Source organism: Allorhizobium ampelinum S4 (assembly GCF_000016285.1).
Taxonomy (GTDB): Bacteria; Pseudomonadota; Alphaproteobacteria; order Rhizobiales; family Rhizobiaceae; genus Allorhizobium; species Allorhizobium ampelinum.
Genome location: NC_011989.1, coordinates 1307889 through 1323543 on the forward strand (window position 1 = coordinate 1307889; position 15655 = coordinate 1323543).

Annotated in this window: 15 protein-coding genes; 11 read left to right on the forward strand and 4 right to left on the reverse strand. The window is 59.9% G+C overall.

Translation table 11 applies throughout. From position 1 onward, the window contains the following. Positions 1-65: 65 nt before the first annotated feature. Positions 66-662: a glutathione S-transferase family protein gene (locus AVI_RS06120; RefSeq protein WP_015915542.1), complete on the reverse strand. Its 597-nt coding sequence runs from the start codon at positions 660-662 to the stop codon at positions 66-68. 32 nt (positions 663-694) lie between these two features. Further along, positions 695-1546 (reverse strand): 23S rRNA (adenine(2030)-N(6))-methyltransferase RlmJ, encoded by an 852-nt coding sequence (locus tag AVI_RS06125; protein WP_015915543.1) that lies wholly within the window; start codon positions 1544-1546, stop codon positions 695-697. 75 nt (positions 1547-1621) lie between these two features. Here AVI_RS06125 and AVI_RS06130 point away from each other — a divergent pair, with 75 nt between their 5' ends. The 7 genes from AVI_RS06130 to AVI_RS06160 all read left to right on the forward strand — a co-directional run bounded on the left by AVI_RS06130 (position 1622) and on the right by AVI_RS06160 (position 7704). Beyond that, positions 1622-3736, forward strand: coding sequence for a molybdopterin-containing oxidoreductase family protein (locus tag AVI_RS06130; RefSeq protein ID WP_015915544.1), 2115 nt, complete (start codon positions 1622-1624; stop codon positions 3734-3736). Beyond that, positions 3733-4317: an NUDIX domain-containing protein gene (locus AVI_RS06135; protein WP_015915545.1), complete on the forward strand. Its 585-nt coding sequence runs from the start codon at positions 3733-3735 to the stop codon at positions 4315-4317. The genes AVI_RS06130 and AVI_RS06135 overlap by 4 nt, the downstream gene beginning before the upstream one ends. A 148-nt stretch (positions 4318-4465) precedes the next feature. Continuing rightward, positions 4466-5752 (forward strand): bifunctional sulfur transferase/dioxygenase Blh, encoded by a 1287-nt coding sequence (gene blh / locus AVI_RS06140; protein ID WP_041696407.1) that lies wholly within the window; start codon positions 4466-4468, stop codon positions 5750-5752. Beyond that, on the forward strand, positions 5746-6090 hold the full coding sequence (gene bigR / locus AVI_RS06145) for a sulfite-sensing transcriptional repressor BigR (RefSeq protein ID WP_015915547.1): 345 nt from the start codon (positions 5746-5748) through the stop codon (positions 6088-6090). Before blh ends, bigR begins: the two co-directional genes overlap by 7 nt. Beyond that, positions 6090-6497 (forward strand): YeeE/YedE family protein, encoded by a 408-nt coding sequence (locus tag AVI_RS06150; RefSeq protein WP_041697793.1) that lies wholly within the window; start codon positions 6090-6092, stop codon positions 6495-6497. The genes bigR and AVI_RS06150 overlap by 1 nt, the downstream gene beginning before the upstream one ends. Then, on the forward strand, positions 6494-6928 hold the full coding sequence (locus AVI_RS06155; RefSeq protein WP_015915549.1) for a YeeE/YedE family protein: 435 nt from the start codon (positions 6494-6496) through the stop codon (positions 6926-6928). The genes AVI_RS06150 and AVI_RS06155 overlap by 4 nt, the downstream gene beginning before the upstream one ends. Next, the gene (locus AVI_RS06160; protein ID WP_015915550.1) at positions 6925-7704 is read left to right on the forward strand and encodes a sulfite exporter TauE/SafE family protein; all 780 of its coding nucleotides are present in this window, start codon (positions 6925-6927) and stop codon (positions 7702-7704) included. Before AVI_RS06155 ends, AVI_RS06160 begins: the two co-directional genes overlap by 4 nt. On the opposite strand, the gene purN is transcribed toward AVI_RS06160, so the two are convergent. Both purN and purM read right to left on the reverse strand, forming a co-directional pair. Beyond that, positions 7694-8383 (reverse strand): phosphoribosylglycinamide formyltransferase, encoded by a 690-nt coding sequence (purN, locus tag AVI_RS06165; protein WP_015915551.1) that lies wholly within the window; start codon positions 8381-8383, stop codon positions 7694-7696. The two genes, AVI_RS06160 and purN, sit on opposite strands and share 11 nt — an antisense overlap. Continuing rightward, entirely contained in the window at positions 8380-9453 is a 1074-nt protein-coding gene (purM, locus tag AVI_RS06170) for a phosphoribosylformylglycinamidine cyclo-ligase (protein ID WP_015915552.1), read from the reverse strand. The genes purN and purM overlap by 4 nt, the downstream gene beginning before the upstream one ends. Positions 9454-9723: 270 nt before the next feature. On the opposite strand from purM, the gene AVI_RS06175 reads away from it, so the two are divergent. The 4 genes from AVI_RS06175 to ppx all read left to right on the forward strand — a co-directional run bounded on the left by AVI_RS06175 (position 9724) and on the right by ppx (position 15652). Beyond that, positions 9724-10863 carry an AI-2E family transporter gene (locus tag AVI_RS06175; protein WP_015915553.1) on the forward strand — a complete coding sequence of 380 codons (1140 nt, stop codon included), beginning with the start codon at positions 9724-9726 and terminating at the stop codon, positions 10861-10863. Further along, positions 10864-11586, forward strand: coding sequence for a DnaA regulatory inactivator HdaA (gene hdaA / locus AVI_RS06180; RefSeq protein WP_015915554.1), 723 nt, complete (start codon positions 10864-10866; stop codon positions 11584-11586). Between the two features lie 164 nt (positions 11587-11750). Continuing rightward, positions 11751-13955: an RNA degradosome polyphosphate kinase gene (locus AVI_RS06185; protein ID WP_041696409.1), complete on the forward strand. Its 2205-nt coding sequence runs from the start codon at positions 11751-11753 to the stop codon at positions 13953-13955. Positions 13956-14131: 176 nt separating this feature from the next. Then, the gene (gene ppx / locus AVI_RS06190; RefSeq protein ID WP_015915556.1) at positions 14132-15652 is read left to right on the forward strand and encodes an exopolyphosphatase; all 1521 of its coding nucleotides are present in this window, start codon (positions 14132-14134) and stop codon (positions 15650-15652) included. The last annotated feature ends 3 nt before the right edge of the window (positions 15653-15655 follow it).

A 15655-nucleotide genomic window follows, 5' to 3' on the forward strand; every position in this document is an offset into this window, starting at 1 on the left:
AAGAAGCCCGGCCTTAGCGCCGGGCTTCTTGATTCTGGGAAGGCTTTTAAAGCCTGGCAACACTTTCAGGCCTGCGGTCGCAGCAACTGATACCCATCGAATTTCTTGGCAAACAGCACCGGCCATTCGGTCAGCGCCACATGACCATTTTCCCATTCGCCGGGAAAGCGCAGCATCAGGTAGCCGAGCAGGCCCGCCATGGAAAAATGGCCGCCGTTCAGCTTCTTGCCCATCTTCGGCATATGGGTTTCGAGATAGTCCAGGCCGCGTGTGACCTTTTCCCATTGCCGGTCGATATAGGGCTGGTGGATCTTTTCCGGCGGATGCAGGCGCTTCTCATAGACGATCGCCAGAAGGCAATCGGTGATGCCATCGCAGAGCGCTTCCAGCACCTCGGCCTCGGTGCGCTTTTCGTCCTTTTTCGGATAGAGGCCACCGTCAGAGATACGGTTCAGGTACTGCATGATGGCGCGGCTATCGTAAATCGACTGGCCTTCATCGGTAATCAGGGTCGGGATCTTGCCCAGCGGATTGTTGTCAATCAATTCAGGCGGGTTGGCATTGGTATCGACCTTGATTTCCTCAAGGGTAATGCCGGTGGCGCGGGCGGCCATCCGGACCTTGGAGGAATAGGGCGAGGCGGGAGCATAAAGCAGCTTCATCGGTTTGGTCCTGTTCGCGTGTCAGGTGGAGTTTACTCTTCGCCGCGCAGCCAGAAGCAGCGCTGCGAAGCGTAGCGGTCTTGCGCCAGCACCCGCTTCAATTCGGGCAGCAGCGCATGCAGTTCATCCTTGAGGGTGAAGGGCGGATTGACGATGATCAGGCCTGAACCAGACAGGCCGGTCAAATCGCGGTCGCTTTTCACCGACAGTTCCGCGCAGAGCATCTTGGGGATGCCCGTCTCTTTCAAGGCCTCGTGAAAAGCGGCAATCGGCGCGCCCTTCTTGATGGGATACCAGAGACAATAGACCCCGGCAGAAAACCGGCGATAGGCCCGCGCCAATCCATCGACCAGCCGCTCATATTCACCGTCCAGCTCGAAGGGCGGATCAACCAGCACGATGCCGCGTTTTTCCTTGGGTGGCAGATGAGCGCCCAGCGCCAGCCAGCCATCCAGTTCGGTGATCCGCGCCTGGTAATCGCCTTCGAACAGCCGGGAAAGTGTGCGGCAATCGTCCGGATGCAGCTCCATCGCCGACAAACGGTCCTGCGGGCGAAACAGGTCGCGCGCCAGCTTCGGCGAGCCGGGATAGCGGGTCAGGCCGCCCTGCGGGTTCAGTGCCCGCACGACATCGAGATAGGGCTTCAGCACATCGGTCGCTGCCGGTGTCAGTTCGGCGTCCAGCAATTTGCCAATTCCGCCTAGCCATTCGCCGGTTTTTTGCGATTCGTCGGAGGATAGGTCGTAAAGACCGATGCCAGCATGGGTATCCAGCACCCGGAATGCCTTGTCCTTCTGCTGGAGATAAATGACCAGCCGCGCCAGCACGGCATGCTTCAGCACGTCCGCGAAATTGCCTGCGTGGTAGATGTGGCGGTAATTCATGCGCTTTTCCGATGGGTCCAGTGATTTTTTGGAATGGGGCTTTTGGGCTTTGCGGGCTTGGCCTATAACTTTGCCATGAACATCATCAGCCCCGTCTTGAAAACTTCCATTGGTCATACGGCCTGTCCGCATGACTGTCCATCCACCTGCGCGCTTGAGGTTGATCTGACCCCGGACGGCAGGATCGGACGGATGCGCGGCGCGCGCGACAATAGCTATACCGCAGGCGTGATCTGCGCCAAGGTGGCGCGCTATACAGAGCGGCTCTATCACCCCGACCGCTTGCTTGTGCCGCAGCGCCGGAAAGGCGCAAAAGGGGCGGGCAGCTGGCAGGAAATATCCTGGGATGCGGCGCTGGACGAGATCGCCGATGCGTTCGTCAAAGCAGAGCAGGTGCATGGCAGCGAGGCCGTCTGGCCCTATTTCTATGCCGGAACGATGGGGCAGGTGCAGCGCGATTCGATAGAGCGGCTGCGCCACGCCAAGAAATATTCCGGCTTTTTCGGCTCGATCTGCACCAATCTGGCCTGGACTGGCTATGTGATGGGCACCGGCACGCTGCGCGGCCCGGACCCGCGCGAAATGGCGGTTGCCGATTGCGTGGTGATCTGGGGCACCAATGCGGTGGCGACGCAGGTCAATGTCATGACCCATGCGGTGGCGGCCCGCAAAAATCGCGGCGCGAAAATCGTCGTTGTCGATATCTATGATAATCCGACCATGAAACAGGCCGATATGGGCCTCATTCTGCGTCCTGGCACCGATGCGGCGCTAGCCTGTGCCGCCATGCATATCGCCTTTCGTGATGGTTATGCCGACCGGGAGTATATGGCTGACTTTGCCGATGATCCCGCCGGGCTGGAAGCGCATCTGAAGGACAAGACCCCGGAATGGGCCGCCAGCGTCACCGGTCTTTCAATTGAAGAGATCGAAGGCTTCGCCAAATTGGTCGGTGAGACCAAAAAGACATTCTTCCGCCTCGGCTATGGTTTTACCCGCAGCCGTAACGGTGCGGTTTCCATGCATGCCGCCCTGTCGCTTTCGACCGTGCTGGGCAGCTGGAAATATGAGGGTGGGGGCGCGTTTCATTCCAACAGCGATATTTTCAAGCTCAACAAAGCCGAGTTGATGGGGACGGCGTTTGTCGATCCTGACATTCGCATGTTGGACCAGTCGCAGGTTGGCCGGGTGCTGACCGGCGACGCAGAATCGCTGCGCCATCGTGGTCCGGTGACGGCGATGCTGATCCAGAACACCAACCCGGTCAATGTTGCGCCGGAACAGCGGCTGGTAAAGCAGGGTTTTCTGCGCGACGATCTGTTTGTTGCCGTGCATGAGCATTTCATGACCGAGACGGCGGAGCTTGCAGATATCGTGCTGCCAGCGACGATGTTTGTTGAGCATGACGATCTCTATCGCGGCGGTGGCCAGAGCCATATGCTGATTGGCCCTAAACTGGTCGAGCCGCCGGAAACGGTGCGCACCAATCTCTTCGTCATTGAGGAACTGGCCAAACGGCTCGGCGTGTCGGATCTTCCGGGGTTCGGCCTTAGCGAGCGCGAGCATATCGACCATATCCTCGCCGCCAGCGGCAAGCCGGATTTTGCCAGTTTCGAGCAGGATAAGTGGCTGGATTGCCAGCCGCCGTTCGAAGACGCTCATTATCTAAAAGGCTTTGCCCATCCCGATGGGAAATTCCGCTTCAGGCCGGATTGGGAAGGCACGCCCGCGCCCAACAAACCGCCACGAGCGCTGGGGTCTCTGGGGCCGGTGGCCGCGCTTCCGGTTTTCCCCGATCAGATGGATGTGATCGAGACAGCCGATAGCGAGCATCCGTTCCGGCTGGCAACGTCACCCGCCCGCAATTTTCTCAACTCGACATTCGCCGAGACCAAGACCTCACGCGATAAGGAAGGCAGGCCGGAGGTGATGGTCAATCCGGCTGACGCGGCAGAGCTAGGTATCGGCCATGGTGATGTGGTGCGGATCGGCAACCGGCGCGGCGCCTTGCGTATCCATGTCAACATCACCGATGCGGTCAAGCCCGGCGTGCTGGTGGCAGAAGGTCTTTGGCCCAACAAGGCACATCTGGACGGCGAGGGCATCAACGTGCTGACCGGTGCCGACGCTCCGGCCCCGCATGGCGGTGCTGCGTTTCACGATAACAAGGTTTGGGTGCGGGTATCATGAGCAAGTTTGACGCGACCAGCATTACCATTGTCGAGGACAAGACGCTGTGGAAGGGCTGGAGCCATCTGCGCAAGATGGTGTTCGATTATGCAAAACCGGATGGCACCACCCAGCGCCTCAGCTGGGAAGTCTTTGATCGCGGCCATGCGGTGGCAATCCTGCTGCATGACCCCTCCAAGAAGACCTTGTTGCTGGTGCGGCAGTTTCGCATTCCCGCCTATATGATGGGTGACAAGCCCTTTCTGCTGGAAGTGCCAGCGGGCATGACCGATGGCGAGGACGCCGAAAAGGCCGTGACCCGCGAGGTCGAGGAGGAGACGGGCTATCACATTGCCGCGCCACGTTTCCTGTTCACCGCCTATATGTCGCCGGGAGCGGTAACGGAAAAGATCCACTTCTTTTACTCGCCCATCGACGAGGCGCAAAAACTGTCGCTCGGCGGCGGGCTGGAAGCCGAACACGAAGATCTGGAACTGGTGGAAGTGCCGCTTAAGGATGCGATTTCGATGATCGAGCGGGGCGACATCGTCGATGGCAAGACCATCATGCTGCTGCAATGGGCGGCGCTCAATCTGGCCTGAGGGGAGCGGTCGGGGATCTGTTCCGACCAAGGCAATTCACTCATCGTTTTGAGGGGCCGGGAGGACGCAAGACCTGCGTCATTCTGGCTCTTGCGCCTCTATCAATATACATTATATGATATTGTATATTGATAGAGGGCAAACCACCATGCCGAACCACATCTCCGATACGTTTACCATTTCCAGCCAACCATCCATGGACGAGATTGCCGCACTGGCGGCCGACGGGTTTACCACGCTCGTCAATCTACGCCCTGATGCCGAGGAGGGGGCTCCCGGCACGAAGGTAGAGCGCGAGGCGGCGCAAAAGGCTGGGCTGGACTATCATTTCATCCCGGTCACGATGGCAGATTTCACCGAGGCTGATGTGGAGGCTTTCCGGGCTGCCAGCCGGGGCGGAGCGAAGGTCTTTGCCCATTGCCGCAGCGGCTTGCGGGCACTGACCCTGCATGTGCTGGGCGCGGTGTTGAATGGTGAGATGAGCGTAGATGACGTCGCGGCTTTCGGTGCAGCCCATGGCATGGATTTGAGCGCCGCCGTCGCCTGGCTCCACCGCCGGGCCGCGCGCCGTCCGCAGGTCAAGGGTTTCTTTGATCCGCGCACCTGGAGTGCGCAATATGTGGTGTCCGACCCCGCAACGAAGGTTTGCGCCATCATCGATCCGGTACTGGATTACGATGAGAAATCCGGCCAGACCTCGACCGGCAATGCCGACCGCATCCTTCGCCATATCGAGGACGAGGGGCTGACGGTCGCCTGGATTCTCGACACCCATCCCCATGCCGATCATTTTTCTGCTGCCGACTATCTGAAGGGCAAGACCGGCGCGCCGACGGCGATTGGCGCGCATGTGACCGATGTACAGAGGCTGTGGAAGGGCATCTACAATTGGCCGGAACTGAAAACCGATGGGTCGCAGTGGGACCGGCTATTCAGCCATGGTGAGAGCTTCAAGCTCGGATCTATCGAGGCGACGGTGATGTTTTCGCCGGGGCATACGCTGGCCTCCGTCACTTATGTCATCGGCGATGCGGCCTTTGTGCATGACACGATGTTCATGCCTGATAGCGGAACGGCGCGGGCCGATTTTCCCGGTGGCGATGCCCATATGCTGTGGCAATCCATGCAGGATATTCTGGCGCTGCCTGACGACACCAGGATTTTCACCGGCCATGACTATCAGCCGGGCGGGCGCAATCCGCGTTGGGAAAGCACTGTTGCAGCGCAGAAGGCCGCCAATCCGCATCTGGCCGCTACGGATGAGGCCGGGTTCGTCGCCCTGCGTCAGGCTCGCGACCGCACCTTGGCGATGCCGAAGCTGATTCTGCATGCCTTGCAGGTCAATGTGCGTGGCGGACGCTTGCCGGAACCGGAAGACAATGGCCGCCGCTACCTGAAAATTCCGCTTGATGTTCTGGAGGGGGCCGCATGGTAGATCCGTTTGCTGAGATCAAGCGCCGCGCCGGCATGACGCCGAAGGCGATGGAAGAACGGGCCGATGAAGTGGCGGGACACTTGAAAACACTCGCCCACCCGGTACGCCTCATGCTGGTCTGCACGCTGGTTGAGGGCGAATGGTCGGTGGGGGAGCTGGAGGAAAAGCTGGATATTCACCAGCCGACCCTGTCGCAGCAGCTTACCGTGCTCCGCGAGGCCGGGATCGTCGAGACCCGGCGTGAGGGCAAGCAGATCTTCTACCGCCTGACGGAGGCGAAGACCCAGCGGTTGATTGCCGCCCTGTTCACGATTTTCTGTGCGGAGGATGAGGCATGATTCAGACCTATCTTCCCTCGCTCGTCGGCGGCGTGATGATTGGCGCTTCCGCCATTCTGTTTCTGGTGATGACAGGCCGCATCGCCGGTATCAGCGGCATTGTCGGACGTCTGGCCCAGGGGGCCAGCACCGCTATCAATGGCGCATTTGTCGTTGGGTTGATGCTTGGCCCCATCCTTTTCCTCGCCCTGTTTGGAGCATGGCCAAAGGTGACGATGACGGCCAGCCTGCCGCTGGCGGTTGTTGCTGGCCTGCTGGTCGGTTTCGGTTCACGCATGGGGTCCGGCTGCACCAGCGGCCATGGCGTTCTGGGCCTGGCGAGACTGTCGCCGCGCTCCTTCGTTGCGGTCGTCACCTTTCTCTTCACCGGCATTGTCACTGTGACAATCATGAGGGGCAGCCTATGAAAACCGCCCCCTTGCAGGCTGCTGCCGCGCTCCTATCCGGTCTTCTCTTCGGTTTCGGCCTGTCCTTGTCCGGCATGCTGGACCCCGCCCGTGTCCAGGGCTTTCTTGATATTTTCGGCGCCTGGGACCTGAGCCTGATCTTCGTGCTGGGCGGGGCCGTGGTGACGGCATTCGCCGGCATGGTGCTGGTGCGCCGTATGGCCCGTCCCGTGCTGGCGGATCGTTTCGCCATGCCGACCGCGACCCACATCGATTTGCCGCTGGTGGCTGGCTCGGCGATTTTCGGGATCGGTTGGGGCCTGGGCGGTTTTTGCCCCGGTCCGGCGCTGGCGGCTTTGCCGCTAGGCTATGGTGAAAGCCTGATCTTCGTCGCTGCCATGGTGATCGGTATGGTCGTGCATGATCGGTTCTTTGCGGGACGCAGCCGATGAACACGCTTTTCGCGGCCGTCGGTTCCGGTGGTCTGGTGGGTTTTACCCTCGGATTACTGGGGGGAGGCGGCTCTATCCTGGCGACGCCGCTGCTGCTCTATGTGGTTGGCGTATCGCAACCGCATGTGGCCATCGGCACCGGCGCCCTGGCGGTCTCGGCCAATGCCCTTATCAATTTTGCCAGCCATGCCCTGAAAGGCAATGTCCGCTGGCGATGCGGCGCGGTGTTTGCGGCTTTGGGCGTCATCGGCGCATTGGCCGGGTCCTCGCTTGGCAAGGCGATGGATGGCACGAGGCTTCTGCTGTTGTTCGGTATTGTCATGGTGGCCGTCGGGGTGTGGATGCTGCGGCCAAGAAAAGCGGTGGCTGCTGCTCCGAGGCCGGTGGATCTGCGCATGTGCCTGACGACGGCGCTTGTGGCGCTGGTATCGGGTGCCGCCTCCGGCTTTTTCGGGATTGGCGGCGGCTTTCTGATCGTTCCGGGGCTGATCCTTGCGACGGGCATGCCAATGATCAATGCAGTCGGCACATCGCTTATGGCGGTGACGGCCTTCGGGCTGGCGACGGCTGTGAATTACGCACTGTCAGGTCTGGTGGACTGGGCTTTGGCGGCGGAGTTCATTCTGGGTGGTCTGCTGGGCGGTATTGTCGGCACTCTGGCGGCAACCCGGCTCGGCGCGCATAAAAACACCCTCAACCGGATGTTTGCGGCGATGGTTTTTCTGGTCGCCTTCTATGTGATCTACAAGAGCTCCGGCGCGATCATTACGCGCTGAGCAGCCGCGCCTCAGCATCCGCGACAAAGCCGGCGCGCTCAATGCGACCGTCTTCCAGCATGGTGACGGTGCCGCCTGCCACCAGCTGCAAGGCGACCGGATAGATGCGATGCTCCACGGTCAGGGTGCGGGTCGCCAGCGCATCAGCGGTATCGGTTGGCAACACGGGTACGGCGGCCTGCGCGACAATTGGACCTTCATCCATACCTTCGGTGACGAAATGCACGGTGCAGCCGGCAATCTTCATCCCGGCATCCAGCGCCCGCTGGTGGGTGTGAAGACCCGGAAACAGCGGCAGAAGTGACGGGTGAATATTAAGAATACGGCCCTGGTAGCGGCGAATGAAATCGCCCGACAGCAGCCGCATATAACCGGCAAGACAGATCAGGTCGGGCTGTACCTGATCCAGCGCCGCCAGAATGGCGGCTTCGTGGTCAGCCTTGCTGGCATGGTCCTTACGGGGAAAGGCGGCAGCGAAAATGCCGAGATCGCGGGCCTTGACCAGACCGCCAGCCTCCGGCTTGTCGGAGAATACCGCAACGATTTCCGCCGGGTAATCCGCCTCTTCGCAGGCCTTGGCCAGCGCCACCATATTGGAGCCGCTGCCGGAAACCAGCACGGCGACACGCTTTTTGGCGTGAGATGGCCTTTCGACCGCCGATGAAGGTGCCGAACTCATAGGCCGAGCGTTCCCTTGTAGACGGTACCGGGCGCGCCTTCCTCACGGGAAATCATCCGGCCGAGACGGGCGACGGTTTCGCCTTCGGCTTCCAGAGCCGCAGCAACCGCATCGGCGTTTTCGGCAGCGACCACGACAATCATGCCGACGCCGCAATTGAAAGTGCGCAGCATTTCATTCTGCGCCACGCCACCGGTTTTCGACAGCCACGAAAACACGGTGGGAACCGTGATCGACGCGAGGTCGATTTCGGCGGCCAGATGCTTTGGCAATACGCGCGGAATATTTTCCGGAAAACCACCGCCGGTAATATGGGCCAGCGCCTTCAAGGCCTTGGTCTCGCGGATCGCCTTCAACAGCGGCTTCACATAGATCCGGGTCGGGGTCAGCAGAGCCGCGCCAAGCGTAGCACCTTCTGCAAACGGTGCCGGTGCGTCCCAGCCAAGGCCGGCAAGCTCGACGATCTTGCGCACCAGCGAAAAGCCGTTGGAATGGACGCCGGATGAGGCAAGACCCAGAATGACATCGCCCTCGGCAATATCGCCAGCGGGCAGAAGCTGTCCGCGCTCGGCGGCACCGACCGCAAAACCGGCCAGATCGTAATCGCCGCCGGAATACATGCCGGGCATTTCAGCGGTCTCGCCGCCGATCAGCGCGCAGCCTGCCTCGCGGCAGCCCGCCGCAATGCCGCCAACAATGGCCGCACCCTGGTTGGGATCGAGCTTGCCGGTGGCGTAATAATCGAGAAACAGCAGGGGTTCGGCACCCTGCACCACGAGATCGTTGACGCACATGGCGACGAGGTCGATGCCGACAGTGTCATGCAGGCCTGCATCAATGGCAATCTTCAGCTTGGTGCCGACGCCGTCATTGGCCGCCACCAAAATCGGATCGGTAAAGCCTGCCGCTTTCAGGTCGAACAATCCGCCGAAGCCGCCAATCTCGCCATCGGCGCCGGGGCGGCGGGTGGAGCGAACCGCAGGCTTGATCTTTTCGACCAGAAGATTGCCCGCATCGATATCGACGCCTGCATCGCTATAGGTCAGACCGTTTTTCCCCGACTTGCTCATCCGTTCGTCTCCGCTGGTTGGCAGGGTTGGCACGTTTCGCCCGCCATGGCATGGGTGGGGCCGCGATGCAAGCGCAAGGGCCGGAAACTCCCGCTTTTTCGTCGTTTTCCAAGGTCTGTGGTGGCTGCATATGCGAATTGCGGTCGCGCCACCTTGACCCTTGACGAAACACCATCCTATCTCATGTTCATCGGCACGATGCTAGGATGGCCTGTTGTGGCCCGCCCTATCCAGTTTGCAAAAGGCAATCCGCCGGGAAGGACATAAATCATGATCAAGCGCGTCAGCGGCCCCGTTTTCTGGCGGCAGGTTCTTTTCGGCATCGGCACGCTGGCGGTGGTCATCGCCTTTTTGCTGACCTTCAGCTCCATTCTGCTGCCGTTTGTGGCTGGCATGGCGCTCGCCTATTTTCTCGATCCGGTCGCCGACCGGCTGGAGCGGCTGGGCCTGTCGCGGATGATGGCGACAGTGTTGATCCTGGTGTCCTTCGTGGTGATTTTCGTCTTGTCGCTGGTGATCATCATTCCGGTCCTCGTTACCCAGCTCAACGACTTCATCACCAATATCCCTGATTATGTCAGCCAGTTGCAGGCGCTGATTGCCAAATCCAACGCCTCCTGGGTACCGAAATGGCTGAATGGCCAGGTGAGCACCCAGATGGCGGCGATCAAGGGCAATTTTTCCCGCTATCTGGCGGAAGGGGCAGGCTTTATCGGCACGCTTCTGTCGCAATTGTGGAATTCCGGCAAGGCGCTGCTTGATATCATCTCCCTGTTGGTGGTGACCCCGGTCGTCGCCTTCTATCTTCTGCTCGACTGGGACCGGATGATGGCCAAGTTGGACAGCCTCATTCCGCGCAATCAGGTTGGCGCCGTGCGGGAAATCGCCCGTGAAATGAACCGGACCATTGCCGGTTTCGTGCGTGGCCAGGGCTCGCTCTGCCTCATCCTCGGCATTTACTACGCGGTCGGCCTGTCGCTGATCGGTTTGAATTTTGGCCTGCTGATCGGCTTTTTCACCGGCATGATCAGCTTCATTCCCTATGTCGGCTCATCCGTTGGGCTGGTTCTGGCGCTGGGCATGGCGGCGGTGCAGTTCTGGCCGGACTATCTCTGGGTGGTCATAACGGGCGTATTCTTCTTCACTGGCCAGTTTCTGGAAGGCAATGTCCTTCAGCCCAAGCTGGTCGGCTCCAGCGTCGGTCTGCATCCCGTCTGGCTGATGTTTGCGATGTTCGCCTTCGGCTCGCTCTTCGGTTTTCTCGGGGTTCTGGTTGCCGTTCCCTGCGCGGCGGCAGTTGGCGTGCTTGTTCGCTTTGCCGTGCGGCGGTATCTTGACAGCGATCTATACTATGGTGAGGAGGCGACCGTGATCAAGGACGTCCGCCCTCCCGTCATTTCAGAGACGTAAATGCGTGACATCGACAAGACAGCGGCCCGACGCCAAGCATATGACGGCAAAACGGGCGAACAATTGCCGCTCGCCTTGGGCCACAGGCCGGCATCGGGCCGTGACGACCTGCTTGTCTCTGGCCGGCTGGCGGCTGCCGTGTCTGTTGTCGATGCCTGGCCCAACTGGCCGTCGCCGGTGGTGATATTGTCGGGGCCGCAAGGCTCCGGTAAATCGCATCTGGCGGAAATCTGGCGGACGCAAAGTGGGGCTGTTGATATTCTGCCTCTTTCGGGAGCGGATGCCTCCATGACCGCATCCAGGGGGGCGGTGCTGTTTGAGGACGCTGACCGGGCGGATTTCGACGAGGTCGAGTTGTTTCATGTTATCAATAGCGTCAAGCAGCATGGGACGAGCCTGCTGATCACTTCGCGCACCTGGCCTTTGTCCTGGCCGGTTAAGCTTGCGGACCTGCGTTCCCGGCTGAAGGCCGCGACACTGGTTGAAATCGGCGAGCCGGACGAGGCCTTGCTGTCGCAGGTGATCGTCAAGCTGTTTGCCGACCGCCAATTGGCGATTGACGAGCGGGTCGTTGATTATATCGTTCAGCGTATGGAACGGTCGCTGGCTGCCGCCCAGGCCGTGGTTGAGCAATTGGACCGGTTGGCACTGGCACGGCGGGCAAAAATTTCGCGTGCGCTGGCGGCAGAGGTTCTGGACGCGGTCGTGGCGCACGATCGCTAAAGCCTGTCACAGGAACGTCGTGTTGCTGGTATAGTTGGGCAAGTCTCTGACTCGGAAACCGTTTCAGGGTGGAGTGTAGTTTATCGGGTGGAAGGGGCTGGTGCATCATGGATGATGCGCCAACCTTTATATGCCGGAAGGCATTGAAAACGAAGGCGGGAACAATGGAATCGGTAACGGAATCGGCGGTATCTCAGGAAACGGTTATCCTGGCGGGAGAAGAGGTCGCGCGCGAGGAATTGCTCTCCAGCCCGCATCGCTTCATCAATCGCGAATTTTCCTGGCTGCAATTCAATCGGCGAGTGCTTGAGGAAACCCTGAACACCGCCCATCCGTTGCTGGAGCGTGTGCGCTTCCTGTCGATTTCCGCCGCCAACCTGGATGAGTTTTTCATGGTGCGCGTCGCCGGGCTGGAAGGCCAGGTGCGCCAGGGTATTGTTATCAAGAGCCCTGATGGACGCACGCCGGTTGAGCAGCTGGAAGATATCCTCAAGGAAATCGACAATCTGCAAATGGAACAGCAGGCGTCGCTGGCCGTCTTGCAGCAATATCTCGCCAAGGAAGACATTCTGATCGTCCGGCCCTCCGCTCTTTCCGAGGAAGACCGAACCTGGCTTGGCACTGAATTCGAGCAGTCGATCTTTCCTGTCCTGACGCCACTGTCCATCGATCCGGCCCATCCGTTCCCCTTCATTCCCAATCTCGGTTTTTCCATGGGCCTGCAACTGGAAAGCCTGCACGGCAAGGAGCCGATGACGGCATTGCTGCGCCTGCCGACCGCGCTGGACCGGTTCATTCGCCTGCCCGACGACAAGAACACCATCCGCTACATCACGCTCGAAGATGTGGTCGGCATGTTCATCCACCGGCTCTATCCCGGTTATGACGTCAAGGGTTACGGCACGTTCCGCATCATCCGCGACAGCGATATCGAGGTCGAGGAAGAGGCCGAGGATCTGGTCCGGTTTTTCGAAACTGCTCTGAAACGACGTCGCCGCGGCAAGGTGATCCGCATCGAGACCGATTCGGAAATGCCAGCGGCGCTGCGCCAGTTCGTGGTGCAGGAGCTGAATGTGCCCGATAACCGCGTTGCGGTTCTGCCGGGCCTGTTGGCGCTGAATACCATATCCGAAATCACCAAGGCACCGCGTGAAGATTTGCGGTTTGAGCCTTACAATGCCCGTTTCCCGGAGCGGGTTCGTGAGCATATGGGCGATTGCCTGGCGGCAATCCGCGAGAAGGACATGGTGGTTCACCACCCTTACGAAAGCTTCGATGTCGTGGTGCAGTTCCTGCTGCAGGCCGCCCGCGATCCCGACGTGCTGGCCATCAAGCAGACGCTTTACCGTACTTCCAACGATAGCCCGATTGTCCGCGCCCTGATCGATGCCGCCGATGCCGGAAAATCGGTGACGGCGCTGGTGGAGTTGAAGGCCCGGTTTGATGAAGAGGCCAATATCCGCTGGGCGCGCGACCTGGAGCGGGCTGGCGTGCAGGTGGTGTTCGGCTTTATCGAGCTGAAGACCCATGCCAAGATGTCGATGGTGGTGCGCCGCGAGGACGGCAAGCTCAGGACCTATTGCCACCTTGGCACCGGTAACTATCACCCGATTACCGCGAAGATCTATACGGACTTGTCGTTCTTCACCTGCAATCCGAAGATTGCGCATGACATGGCCAATGTCTTCAACTTCATCACCGGCTATGGAGAGCCGGAGGAAAACATGAAGCTGGCGGTGTCTCCCTACACGATGCGTTCGCGCATTCTGCGCCATATCGAGGAAGAAACCAGCAATGCCAAGGATGGTAAACCGTCCGGCATCTGGATGAAGATGAACTCGCTGGTCGATCCCGAGATCATCGATGCGCTTTACCGCGCCAGCCGCGCAGGCGTCGAAGTGGATCTGGTCATTCGCGGCATTTGCTGCCTGCGGCCGCAGGTGGCGGGTCTCTCTGAAAATATCCGAGTCAAATCGATCATCGGGCGGTTCCTTGAGCACAGCCGGATTTTCTGCTTCGGCAACGGCCATCGTCTGCCCTCCGAAAAGGCGCTGGTCTATATCGGTTCGGCCGATATGATGCCGCGCAATCTCGACCGGCGCGTTGAAACCTTGGTGCCTTTGGTCAACCCAACCGTGCATGAACAGGTTCTCTCGCAGATCATGCTGGGCAATCTGATTGACAACCAGCAGAGCTACGAGATATTGCCCGATGGAACGTCGAGGCGCATCGATGTGCGTGCAGGCGAGGAACCTTTTAACGCGCAACAGTATTTCATGACCAATCCCAGCCTGTCCGGGCGGGGAGAAGCTTTGAAATCGAGCGCGCCGAAGCTGATCGCCGGGGTTGTTTCCGGTCGAAAAAGCTAGAGTTTGCCTTAGGAAAAGTGGAACCCGGTTTTCCCGAAAAGACAAACGAAAACAAGAGTAGCGAGAGTCTGTCTGGTTCAATATGAAACTGACAGACTCTAAGCAGGATTTCCGAAAGGCGGTGACCGGCTTTCGGAGCGAACCTGCAAAGCAAGTGAACGCCAAACTGGATACGCATGACCCAATCCGAAGCGCAGGGGCGTCTCCCCGGAATTTCCCCTGTTTCCGTCGTCGATATCGGCTCGAATTCCATTCGCCTCGTCATCTACGAGGGCCTGTCTCGGGCGCCTGCCATTCTCTTTAATGAGAAAGTGCTGTGCGGTCTGGGCAAGGGGCTCGCCAAGACCGGCAGGATGGATGAAGAGGGTGTCAGGCGCGCGCTTTTGGCGCTGAAGCGTTTTCACGCCTTGTCGCAGCAGGCCCGTGCGGTCTCCATGCATGTTCTGGCAACGGCGGCTGCGCGAGAGGCGCAGAACGGCCCCGCGTTCATCGCCGAGGCCGAAGCAATCCTCGACCATAAAATCGAGGTTCTGTCCGGCGAGGAAGAGGCGCTTTATTCCGCCTATGGCATCATCAGCGGCTTTCACGACCCCGACGGCATTGCCGGGGATCTGGGCGGTGGCTCTCTCGAGCTGGTCGATGTCAAGGGGCAGGCGATTGGCAAGGGAATTACCCTGCCACTCGGCGGCCTGCGGCTATCGGAACTGTCAGAAGGCTCACTTGAAAAGGCGGCCAGTTTTGCCCGCAAGCAGGTACGCTCGGCCAGCCTGTTGAAAAATGGGCAGGGGCGGACGTTTTATGCGGTCGGTGGCACATGGCGCAATATTGCCAAGCTGCATATGGAAATCCGCAATTATCCCCTGCATATGATGCAGGGCTATGAAGTGTCCACTGCCGAGATGATGCAGTTTCTCGACGAAATCCTGACTGGTGTTAGCGCCCGCGCACCGGCTTGGCAGACTGTTTCCAAGAGCCGCCGCACATTGATTCCTTTTGGCGCGGTTGCGCTTCGCGAAGTGCTGGAGGCCATGCAGCCTGCCCGGGTCTGCTTTTCCGCGCAAGGCGTGCGTGAGGGCTATCTTTATTCGAAGCTGTCGGACGAGATCCGCGCGCTGGACCCATTGCTGGAAGCGGCCGACGAATTGGCAATCCTGCGCGCCCGCTCGCCGGAACATGCGCGTGAGCTTGCAGAGTGGTCCGGCGCGATGATGCCGTTTTTCGATGTCGTGGAGACGGAGGAGGAGGCTCGCTATCGGCAGGCCGCCTGCCTTCTGGCCGATCTGAGCTGGCGCGCCCATCCCGATTATCGCGGCTTGCAGGCGCTGAACCTGATTGCCCACTCCTCCTTTGTCGGCATCAGCCATCCGGGCCGGGCTTTTATCGCGCTCAGCAATTACTACCGGTTCGAAGGCCTGCATGACGATGGGCAGACCGGGCCGCTCGCCACCATTGCCACGCAGAGATTGCTGGACCGGGCAAAGCTCTTGGGTGGACTTCTGCGCGTGGTCTACCTGTTTTCGGCCTCGATGCCGGGCGTGGTAGATCACCTGACCTTCGAGCGCTCGAAGCGGTCGGATCTCGACCTCGAATTCGTGATACCGAAGGAATATCACGATTTTGCCGGGGAGCGCCTGGATGGGCGTTTGCAGCAACTGTCGAAACTGACAGGCAAGCGGCTGGCCTTTCGGTTTGAGTGAGCT